The 10,428-nt window shown below is 73.9% G+C and carries 7 protein-coding genes; 3 read left to right on the top strand and 4 right to left on the bottom strand.

The window, feature by feature from the left end; all coding sequences use genetic code 11:
- Positions 1-27: 27 nt before the first annotated feature.
- Both ACFWJ4_RS39375 and ACFWJ4_RS39370 read right to left on the bottom strand, forming a co-directional pair.
- On the bottom strand, positions 28-558 hold the full coding sequence (locus ACFWJ4_RS39375) for a MaoC family dehydratase (protein WP_359914674.1): 531 nt from the start codon (positions 556-558) through the stop codon (positions 28-30).
- Positions 559-576: 18 nt separating this feature from the next.
- Positions 577-2,793 carry an aldolase/citrate lyase family protein gene (locus ACFWJ4_RS39370; RefSeq protein ID WP_380553674.1) on the bottom strand — a complete coding sequence of 739 codons (2,217 nt, stop codon included), beginning with the start codon at positions 2,791-2,793 and terminating at the stop codon, positions 577-579.
- Positions 2,794-3,057: 264 nt separating this feature from the next.
- On the opposite strand from ACFWJ4_RS39370, the gene ACFWJ4_RS39365 reads away from it, so the two are divergent.
- Together ACFWJ4_RS39365 and ACFWJ4_RS39360 are read left to right on the top strand one after the other, a co-directional pair.
- Positions 3,058-4,881 (top strand): hypothetical protein, encoded by a 1,824-nt coding sequence (locus ACFWJ4_RS39365; protein ID WP_380553671.1) that lies wholly within the window; start codon positions 3,058-3,060, stop codon positions 4,879-4,881.
- A gap of 514 nt (positions 4,882-5,395) precedes the next feature.
- Entirely contained in the window at positions 5,396-6,475 is a 1,080-nt protein-coding gene (locus tag ACFWJ4_RS39360; RefSeq protein ID WP_380553669.1) for an inosamine-phosphate amidinotransferase 1, read from the top strand.
- Between the two features lie 121 nt (positions 6,476-6,596).
- Here ACFWJ4_RS39360 and fxsT read toward each other — a convergent pair whose 3' ends face one another.
- Entirely contained in the window at positions 6,597-9,377 is a 2,781-nt protein-coding gene (fxsT, locus tag ACFWJ4_RS39355) for an FxSxx-COOH system tetratricopeptide repeat protein (protein ID WP_380553666.1), read from the bottom strand.
- A complete protein-coding gene (locus tag ACFWJ4_RS39350; RefSeq protein ID WP_380553664.1) occupies positions 9,374-9,802 on the bottom strand; it encodes a hypothetical protein in 429 nt (142 codons plus the stop codon). The genes fxsT and ACFWJ4_RS39350 overlap by 4 nt, the downstream gene beginning before the upstream one ends.
- 172 nt (positions 9,803-9,974) lie before the next feature.
- On the opposite strand from ACFWJ4_RS39350, the gene ACFWJ4_RS39345 reads away from it, so the two are divergent.
- Positions 9,975-10,428: hypothetical protein (locus ACFWJ4_RS39345; protein WP_380553661.1), on the top strand; the 454-nt coding region annotated here is incomplete at its 3' end.

Genomic DNA, 10,428 nt, shown 5'->3' with positions numbered 1-10,428 from the left:
GTGGAGACCGTCGGGCCCGGCGCCGGGTCAGTACCCGGCGACCTCGTCCAGGCCGTGGCCGCGCAGCGGGACGAGGAAGCTGCGTTCGAACACCACCACGACCTCGCCGGTGGACTTCGTCCCGGTGGTGCGGCAGCGCACGATCCCCTGCCCGGCGCGGCTCTCGGAGAGCCGCTTGGCGAGGGTCTCCGTCTCCGCGTAGAGGGTGTCGCCGGCGAACACCGGGTGGGTCATCCGGATGTTCTCCCAGCCCAGGTTGGCGATGGTGCGCCCGCTCGTCGAGCGGGCGGTCATCCCGCCGACGATGCTGAGCGTCACCAGGCTGGAGACGATCGGCTTCCCCCAGGGGGTGTGCGCGCTGTAGGCGGCGTCGATGTGCAGCGGGGCGTCGTTCATGCTCAGCATGCTCATCAGCACGTTGTCGAGCTCGGTGACGGTCCGCCCGGGGCGGTGCTCGACCACCTCGCCGACCTCGAACTCCTCGTAGTAGCGCCCGACCACCTCGCGGTAGCGGCGCTCGCCGATCAGCCGGTAGCCGGCCGGTTCGGTTGCGTCCATCGCGGTTGCTCCCAGGTCCTAGAGGTCGGCGGTGAGTTCCTTGACGTGGCCGGCGAACTCGCGGATCAGCTGCTCGTCCATGTCGGCGCGCAGCATCAGCCGCAGCCCGGCCTCGCCCTTGGGCACGATCGGGAAGAACACCGCGGAGCTGTAGAAGCCGCGCTCGAAGAGCTGGGCGGACAGCTTGACGGCCCGCTCGGCCTCCCCGACGTCGACCCGGCGCACCGGCAGGCCGTTGCCCGCGAAGGTGGTCGGCAGCAACTCGTCGAAGAGCTCGATGTTGCGGGCCAGCTTCGCCTGGAGGTCGGCCAGTTCGGGGGAGCGGTGGATGGCGGCGCTGGCCAGCGAGGCGCCGACCATCGGCAGCGGGATGTTCTGCGACCAGCCGATCGGGCCGGCGTGCCGGTGCAGGAACTCGAACTGCTCCCGGTTGCCGAGCATCGCGACGCCGCCGCTGGTGCCGAAGGCCTTGCCGAGGCTCGCGGTGATCACCGTCAGCGGGTTCATCTCCAGCCGGGAGCGGACGTAGCCCTCGCCGCGCTCGCCCGCGATGGACAGCGAGTGGGAGTCGTCGATGTAGAGGAACAGCCCGTAACGGTCCTGGAGTTCGAGCAGCCCGTCGAGGGCCGCGGTGCCGCCCATCGAGTAGGCGCCGTCGGCGACATAGGCGACCCGCGGGTACTTGCGGCAGATGTCCTCCAGGTAGTTCAGGTCATTGTGCGGGCAGGTCAGCACCAGCGACTCGTCCGCGCAGACCGGCTTCATGTACGCCATGCAGAAGTGGCAGAAGCGGTCGAAGACCATCACCCGGGGGCCGCCGCCGCCCTGACAGGTGCCGTCCAGGTGGCCGGAGGCGATCAGCGGCAGGATGCCCGCGGTGAGCGTGGTACAGGACGCCCCCGGGAGGATGTTCGCGCCGAACAGCTCGCCGAGCTCCTCCTCCAGCCGCACCAGCAGGTTGTGCCGGATCCGGGTGGTGGAGAGGACCAGCGAGGTGCTGCGGGATTCGGTCAGCGCGTCCACCGCGCCGGCCAGGACCGCGGGGTGGTTGTTCAGGCCCAGGTACGAGCAGGAGACCATGTTGGCGAACTCGTGGCCGGTCTCGCGGACGATCAGCCGGTTGTTGGACTCGGAGTCCGCGGTGATGCCGATCAGGCCGTTGGCGGCGGCCGCCTGCCAGACCGGGTCGGCGCTCGCCAGCATGGCTTCGGCGTTGCGGTACCGGCGCGGGCCGAGGATGGATTCTTCGGTCATCGTCACTTCTCCGTCGCGTGGTTCGGGGGGGTCGGTGGGCTCGTGGCCCTGCGGTTGGTACTCCGCGTGTTGCGCGTGTTGTGCCTGTTGCGCGTGTTGTGCGCGGTGGGGGTGCTGCGTGTGGTGCGAACCGTCGGGCCGGGGCGGGTCGAACTGCTCGATCAGACGCTGCGAGGCCTCGAAGAACGGCATGCCGACCATCACCCCGTCCACCACGGTGACCGAACGGCCGTTCTCCAGACCGGCCGCGACCACCCGGCGGGCGCGCTCCAGCAGTTCCTCGCCCGGGCTGAACAGCTCGTTGATCAGCGCGAGTTGGCGCGGATGGACGGCGATCTTGCCGCTGAACCCGAAGTCCCGGGCGAGCCCGGCCTCCCGGCGCAGCCCGACGAGGTCGGAGACCTCGAAGAACGGCGCGTCCATCGCCTCCACCCCCGCGGCTCGGGCGCTGTTGACCACCCGGCCGCGGGCGTGGGCCAGGGCCTCCCAGGAGAGCCGGGCGCCGACCGCGAAGGCGTAGTCCGCCGAGCCGAAGACCAGCCCGCGCAGCCGGTGTCCGGCGGCCGCGATGGCGGGCGCGTGCTCGATGCCCAGCGGGGTCTCCACGACCGCCAGGAACTCCGTCTCCGGGCAGTCCGCGGCGAGCGCGCCGGCGGCGATCTCGATGTCCCGGGGGGACTCCGCCATCGGGATCAGGACCAGGTCCGGTTTGACGCGGTACCGGGCGATGGCGATCAGGTCGCGCAGCCCGTCCGGTCCGGACAGGGTGTTGATGCGCACCGCGCTGCGCGCGAGCTTGGCGGACGGGAGCGCGAAGAACTCCTCGGCCAGTCGACGGGCCTCCTCCTTTCGGGCGGGTGGGACCGAATCCTCCAGATCGACCATGGCGATGTCGGCCCCGGACTGATGGCTCTTGGTGTACCGCTCCACTGCCATCGCGGGTGTGGACAGGAGGGAACGGCAGTACCGCGTGAACTTCATGGATGTCTCCGAAGTCGCCGAAGGCTGCGGGGTCCGGTTCTATCCCACCGGCTTTGTTCGGCGCCGTACGGCTGGACATTGAACATCAACTCGGAACAACCGACCCGCGCGCACCATTGTTTGACGCCAACGGGTGCTGCGCATGATGAATAACCGGGGGATGGACACGAGGCGCACGCGGCGCGTGTGGCGCGTGGGCACTCAAGGTTTCAGGACACCGCATCAACGGAGAAGGGGGCCGTAGTGCCGCGTCGGGAAAGTCCGTTGGACCCCGGGGACGGGCCGCTGCTGCGCTTCGCGGGCGATCTTCGGGCCCTGCGGGAACGCGCCGGAAGTCCGCCGTACCGTCAACTCGCCCTGCGGGCCCATTGTTCGGCGGCCAGCCTGTCGGTGGCCGCGGGCGGCCGGCGGCTGCCCAGCCTCGCCGTCACCGTCGCCTATGTGCAGGCCTGCGGCGGGGACGTGCGGGAGTGGCGGCACCGCTGGCAGCTGCTCGCCGCCGAACTGGCCGCCGACACCGCGGCCCGGCGGCGCTCCCAGGACGCCGGAAGCGCCCCCTACCCGGGTGCGGCCGCGTTCGAGGCGGCCGACGCCGAGCGCTTCTTCGGCCGCGAGGCGCTGTTGGACCGGCTGGCCGCCCTGCTGGCCGAACGGAGGCTGGTGATCCTCTCCGGGCCGTCCGGGGCGGGCAAGTCCTCGTTGGTCAGAGCCGGTCTGCTGGCCCGGCTCGGCGGGGCTCCGGGCGCCGGCGCGGCGGCCGGGCGGAGAACCGGGGCCGGGGGCGGAGCGGGCCGGCCCCCGGCCGACGGCGGTGTCCCGGTGGCGCTGCTGACTCCCGGCGAACGACCGATGGAGGCGTACGCGCTCGCGCTCGCCCGGCTCGGGCAGCGAGTCGGGGAGAGCGCGCCGGGCGCCTCGGGGCCGACGGCCGGCGACCCGGTGCTGGTGGTGGACCAGGGCGAGCAGCTGCGCACCCGCTGCCGGGACGCCGCCGAGCGGGCGCGCTTCCTGGACGCGCTGGTGGCGACCGCCGCGGGCGCGGCGAGGCAGGCGCCGGAGGGGCTGCCGGTGGCGGCGCCGGCCCGGTGCCGGGTGGTGCTGGTGCTCCGCTCGGACCAGTGCGGGCCGCTGTTCGCCGAGCACTCGGGGCTGGCCGAGGCCGGCCGGAACGCGGTGCTGTCGGTGGGGCGTCCGGCTCCGGACGAGCTGCGGCGGGCGATCACCGAGCCGGCCCTGCGGTCCGGCTGTACCGTCGAGGGCGCCCTGCTGGCCGTCCTCATCTCGACCGCCGCGCAGCAGCCGGGCGCGCTGCCGCTGGTGTCCACGGCACTGCTGGAGACCTGGCGGCGGCGCAGCGGCAACGCCCTCACCCTGGCCGGCTTCCAGGCGACCGGAGGTTTCGAGGGCGCGCTGGCCCGGACGGCGGAGTCGCTGTACAACGGGCTGGACCCGGCCGGCCAGGCCCGGGCGCGGGCGGTGTTCCTGCGGCTCGGCGGGGAGTTGCTCGGTGCCGGCGAGGACGCGGCCGGCGGCGCGACGGCGCTGGGCGACGGGCTGACGCCGGGCGGCGGGCTCTTATCGGGGGGAGACCTGGTGCCGGGGGGCGACGAGGGCACCCGCAAGCCGGTCCGGCGGGCCGAGTTCGACGATCCCGGCGTGCCCGAGGTGATGGAACGGCTGGTCCGGGCCCGGCTCGTGGTGGTGGACCGGGACACCGTCGAGCTGTCCCACCACGCGCTGCCCCAGGCCTGGCCCCGGCTGCGCGGGTGGCTGGCGGAGGGCCGCGAGGCGCTGGGCGAGCAGCGCAGGCTCTCGGCGGCCGCCCGGGGCTGGGAGGCCGCCGACCAGGACCCCGAACTGCTCTGCCGGGGTGTCCGGTTGGAGCAGCTCAAGCGGCGGGTGGCGGCCGGCGAGCTGGCCGCGGCCGGGGTCGAGCGGGCCTTCCTGGCGGCCTCCGCCCGGGCGGAGGCCGCCGGCCGGCGCCGGGCGCAGCGCCAGAACCTGGCGGTGGCCGGGGTCGCTGCGGCGGGCGGGGCGCTGCTGGCCCTGGCGGGCGGGAGCCGGATCCGCCGGGCCTGGCGGTGGTGAGCCCCGGCGTGCGGGGCCCGGTGGCGACGGCCGGTCCCACGGGCACCGCGTCCGGGCCGGCCGCCGGCCCTCGCCCGGGTCGGCTCCCGGGGTCGGCTTTCGGGCCCTCGCCCGGGTGTTGATCAGCCTCGGCGCGGGGGAGTTGAACAACGGACGGGCCGACCGGAGGCCCGGCGCGGCGGCGCGTTCGGTGCCGATCACGGTCCTTGCGCCGCCGTCGGTCGTCCGGGTAGCTTGACAGGCGATCCCGGCCCTCCGAAAGGCGAATTCGGCTGCCCGGCCGGTGATTTCCCGTAACGCCGTGGTCGGCGGGAGCCGCTCCGGCGATCAATCCGTCCCGATTTCCGGCGCTGTTTTCCGCATGTTCGGGGGACCCCGCTCCGCCGACGGCCCGCGGTCCTTCGGAGTCCACCGGGCGCTGCCGTCCTGTGGTGCGGTTCGAAGCCGCGCGGTTCCGAGCCGTCGCGTCCGCCGTCCTTTCCGCGTTTCCCCAAACCCGTGTCAAGGGAGAGTCATGTCCGATTCGGCCCGTCCGGTCCACAGCTGGGACGAATTCACCACACTGCGGGAGATCGTGGTCGGGACCGCCGTCGGCGCCCGGCTGCCCGAGCAGACCGAGCCGTCCTCCTGGCTGTCCTGCTTCCCGAAGACCAGTGCCGCCGACCTCGCCTCGATCGAGGCGGGCCCGTACCCCCAGCAGGTCGTCGAGGAGACCGAGGAGGACCTGGAGGCGCTGGTGGCCACCCTGCGCGGCCTCGGCGTCACCGTCCACCGGCCCGAGGCGGTCGACCACGCGGCCGGGTTCGCCTCCCCGCTCTGGGAGGCCGACGGCGGCTTCCACTCCTACTGTCCGCGGGACCTCACCCTGGTGGTCGGCGAGACGCTGATCGAGGTGGCGAGCCCGATGCGGCAGCGCTACTTCGAGGTGTTCGGCCTGCGCGGGCTCTTCCAGGACTACCTGCGCCGCGGCGCGCGCTGGGTGGCCGCCCCCCGGCCGCGGCTGGGCGACGAGCTCTTCGAGTCCGACGCGGACGGGCTGCCGCTGCTGGGCGAGGCCGAGCCGGTCTTCGACGCCGCGAACGTGCTGCGGCTCGGCCGGGACGTGTTCTACCAGGTCTCCCGCAGCGGCAACGAACTCGGCCTGCGGTGGCTGGAGTCCACCCTCGGCCTGCTCGGTGACGGGGGCCTGCGGCTGCACCCGCTGCGCGACATCTACGGGTACACCCACATCGACAGCACCATCGCGCTGCTGCGGCCGGGGCTGGTGCTGCTCAACCCCGAGCGGATCAGCCCGGAGACCGTCCCGGCGCCGCTGAAGGGCTGGGACATCCTGTGGTGCCCGCCGGCCGAGCCCACCGGGGACACGCCCGAGCACGCGCTCAGCGAGAGCTGGATCAGCATGAACCTGCTGATGGTCTCCCCGGACACCGCGATCGTCGAGTCCGGCCAGGAGAGCCTGATCAAGCAGCTGGAGCACGCCGGGATCACCGTCCTGCCGCACCGGCTGCGGCACTCCCGGGCGCTCGGCGGCGGCTTCCACTGCGTGACCCTGGACACCCGGCGCGACGGCGGGCTGGAGGACTACCTGTCCTGACCGGGGCGTGGGCGGAGCCCGGCCGGCGGCCGGCCGGGCCCCTGCGGACGGGGCCCGCGACGATCAGGACGTGCGGGCCAGCCCGCAGGAGATCAGCCCGCCGGGCTGCCGACCCGTCGGGCTACTGCCGCGGACGGGGATCGTCGCGCGTGCGCAGCGCTTCGGCCAGCAGGCCCGCCACCACGACGGAGACGGGGTGGTCCGTCCCGACCGCCCCGGTCAGTCCGGCGAGGGCGGCCCGGTACCCCTCGACGGCCCCGGTGAGGTCGCCCGCCGCCTCGTGCACCCGGGCCAGGGCGGCGCGGCTGCCGAGGGTGTCCGGGTGGTCCGGGCCCAGCAGCCGGGTGCGCTGCTCCAGCACGGTGGTGAGCAGCGACCGTGCCCGTTCCAGGTCGCCCGCGCCCCGGCAGGCCACCCCGAGGTTGTTGCGGGTGAGCACGGTGTCGCGGCTCTCCGGGCCGAGCACCCGCTCCTGTTCGGCCAGCACGGTCTCGAACAGCGGGACGGCCCGGGCGGACTCGCCCCGCCCGTGGTAGGCGGAGGCGAGGTTCCCGGCGCTGCGCAGCGTGTCCGGGTGATGCGGGCCGAGGACCTCGCGGCGCAGGCGGAGGGCCTCCTCGAACAGGGGGAGCGCCCGTTCCGGCTCGCCGGCCGCGTCGTGGGCGGAGGCCAGCATGGAGAGGCTGACCAGGGTGTCGGGGTGTTCCGGGCCGAGCACACCGGTGCGCTGGGCCAGCGTCGTGCGGCAGAGGTCGAACCCGGTCGCGATGTCACCGCTCGTCAGGCAGAGGTAGGCGAGGTTGCTCCGGCTGAGCAGGGTGTCGGGGTGCTCCTCGCCCAGGGCGTCCGCACGCCGGGTCAGGACGTCCTGGTAGATCTCCCTGGCCCGTTCCAGGTCGCCGGCCGCGTCGTGGGTGTAGCCGAGGTTGCTCAGACAGCTGAGGGTGTCGGGGTGTTCGGAGCCGACGAGTTCCTCGAAGTCGGCCAGCACCTCCTGGTAGAGGGCGATCGACTGCCGGTAGCGGCCCGTGGTCTCGTACGCCCCGGCGAGGTTGTTGCGCAGCCGTAGGCCGTTGAGCCCGGCCATGGGCCCCGGCAGGTCGTCGGGTTCGGTGTGGGCGAGGTCCCGGCGGATCAGGTCCTCGTAGATCCCGATGGCCCGGTCGGTCCGGCCGAGGGACATCAGGGCACCCGCCAGGTCGCTCAGCAGGGTGAGGGTCCTGAGGTGGTCCGGGCCGAGGGCGACCCGGCTGTCGTCGGCGGCCTTCTCGTACTCCTCGATCGCCCGCTGGACGCTGCCGCGGGCCTGGTGGGCGGAGGCGAGGTTGCTGCGGATGTTGAGGGTGGTGAGGTGCCCGGGGCCGTGGACCCGCAGGCTCTGCTCCAGGAGCGGGCCGAGAATGTCGATGCTCCGGTCGGGCCGGCCGGTCGCCAGGTGGACCCGGGCGACCGCGGAGCGGGCCACCAGCGCGAACGGGTGCTCGGGCCCGAACCCGTGCCGGATCTGGGCGTCGTACCCCTCGTACAGCGGCAGCGCCCAGGCGGTCTGTCCCCGGGCCTCCAGGTGCAGCGCGGTGTCGGCGTAGAGCTTGAACACCGCCGTGTCGCAGCTGTCCCGGGGGTCGGTCGCGGCCAGGGCGCGGACCTGGCCGACCAGGCGGGCCAGCTCGGCGGCGTCGGCGTCCTGGTCGGGCCCGGCCGGACGCACGGTCCGCAGCAGGGCCTGTTCGGCCTCGTGCCGGCCCCGGGGAGCGGTCCCCGCCGGGCGCCGGGCGAGGGCGTCGGCGCGCAGCACGCCCTGGACCAGCCGGTGCACCCGGACGTCGCGCCAGGCGTAGCCGATCATGCTGTAGGCGTGCAGGACGCCGAGCGCGTCGTCGGCCGCGATCTCGTCCGGGGCCAGCCGGTACACCAGGTCGCGCGGGCAGCCGTCGGCGTCGAGCCAGGCCAGGGCGTGCAGGAGGTCGACCGCGACCGGGTCGTCCTCGGCGACCGCCGCCAGGGTGACCTGCCAGACCCTGGCGACGGTGCGCTGCGGGTCCCGGCCCGCCGGGGTCCTGGACAGCTGGAGCCCGAGCCGGCCGCGGTAGGCGGCGACCGTGGTGCGGGTCCGGCGCAGGTAGGCGCCCGCCTGGTCGAGGGCGAGCGGGAGGCCGCCGAGCTCCCGGGCCAGCTGCCCGACCTCCCAGCGGGACTCGTCGGACCCGTCCCACTCGGAGACCCAGGACCACAGCAGCTCGGCCGCCTGCTCCTGCGGGAGGACGTCGAGCGCGAGCAGCGCGTCGCCGGAGTCGACGCCGACCGCGTCCCAGTCGTCGGCGAGCCGGGTGGTGACCAGGTGGTGCCCGCCGGTGAGGCTGCCCAGGAACGGCGCGAGGAGCGCCGGGTCCTCGACGTTGTCGTACACCAGCAGCCAGTTCGTGTGGTGCTGGAACCAGGCCAGCGCCCAGGCGGTCAGCTCCGGCCGCTGCGCGGTTCCGGCCCACACGGGGTTCAGCCGCCGGGCGATCTCGGCCAGGGCCTCCTCCACGGCCCCCGGGGAGGACGCCTCGATCCACCAGACCAGGTCGTACGCGGTGCGGAAGCTCTGGGCGTACTGCCGCGCCAGGGTGCTCTTGCCGACCCCGCCCAGCCCGTGGAGCACCGCCGTCGCCGCGCCGGGCCCGGTGCGTTCGGCGCTCAACACATCCCGCAGCGCGGCCAGTTCCCGCTGCCGGCCGGTGAAGCGGCCGTTCGGCCGGAGCAGGTGGACGACGTCGACGGCCGGGGTGTCGGCCGCGGAGCGCAGCGCCTCGGCGGGCAGCACGATCGTCGTGACCTGGGTGACCATCAGGCCGTCGTTGGAGCTGTTGAAGCTGGCGATCTGTCCGGCGCCGCTGAAGTGGTGGGTGGGCGACGTCACCGGGTGCCGTCCCGGTGGACGACGGTCCTGCTGCTCATCGTCCCGCTGTTGCTGCCGGTGTTGACGACGGCCCCCTGGCCGCTCACCACGATGCTGACCGGCGCCGGCTGCGCCCGCGCCAGCAGCGCGGCCAGCTCCGCCAGCAGCTCCGGGTCCTGGTGGAGCGTGCGCCGCACGGCCTGCCGCAGCGCGCCCTGGGCGTCCGCGCCGGCGCCCTCCTCCGCCGCCTCCAGGACGTTGGTCTCCAGGTCCTCGCGCTGCCGCTGGTCGCGCCGGTTCCAGACGCGCTGGAGGATGCGCGTGCCCAGGCCCACGGTGGCCGTCGCGGCCGCGTCCTGCGCCTGCGTCAGCACCGAGTCGCCGTACGCCGCGATCGCGGCGCCGATCGGTGGACCGGCCAGTTCCATGAACGCGTCGAGCTCCATGGGCTCCCCCTCGAAAATCCCGGACCGAACGCGGCCGGCCGGAGCGGGCCGGCCGCAGTGGATCGGCCACAGCGTAGGGAACCCGAGGGAGCGGCGGGTCCGGGACGGGCGAAACGATCGGTCTCGATCCGGTTGCGATCGGCTGACAGTGCCGCATGGCAGAGTCTGCGCCATGAACATCACCACCACGCTGCACAGTTGGGACGAGTCCGTCGCCCTGTTCGAGCGCCGCGGCCTGCCCGTCTCCACGTACGAGAACCTCTACGAGGAGTCGTACGACGTCCACGCCGGCGCCCTGGCGATCGACGGGCACCTGGACCTCGACGCCGCGGAGCTGGAGGGCACCGGCCTGGTCGTCGACGGCGACCTCGACGTCAGCGGCGCCGTCCTCACCATCGACGACGGCTGCTCCGCGCTGATAGTGCTGGGCGACCTCCGGGCGGCCGCCGTGTACCTGGAGGGCGACGCCAAGCTGCTGGTCCGCGGCAGCGTCCACGTGGAGGCCTTCGTCGGCAACATGACGGACAAACTGGTCATGGTCCACGGGGACCTGTACGCCCGGGTCACGGTGCTGTCCGCCGGATTCGAGCCCGACCTGGTCGAAGGGAGCCTGCACGGCCCCGTCC

The organism is Kitasatospora sp. NPDC127067, assembly GCF_042724755.1.
GTDB classification, from domain to species: domain Bacteria; phylum Actinomycetota; class Actinomycetes; order Streptomycetales; family Streptomycetaceae; genus Kitasatospora; species Kitasatospora lactacystinica.
The sequence above is the reverse complement of the archived record's forward strand: the minus strand, read 5'-3'. Positions and strand labels throughout refer to the sequence as shown.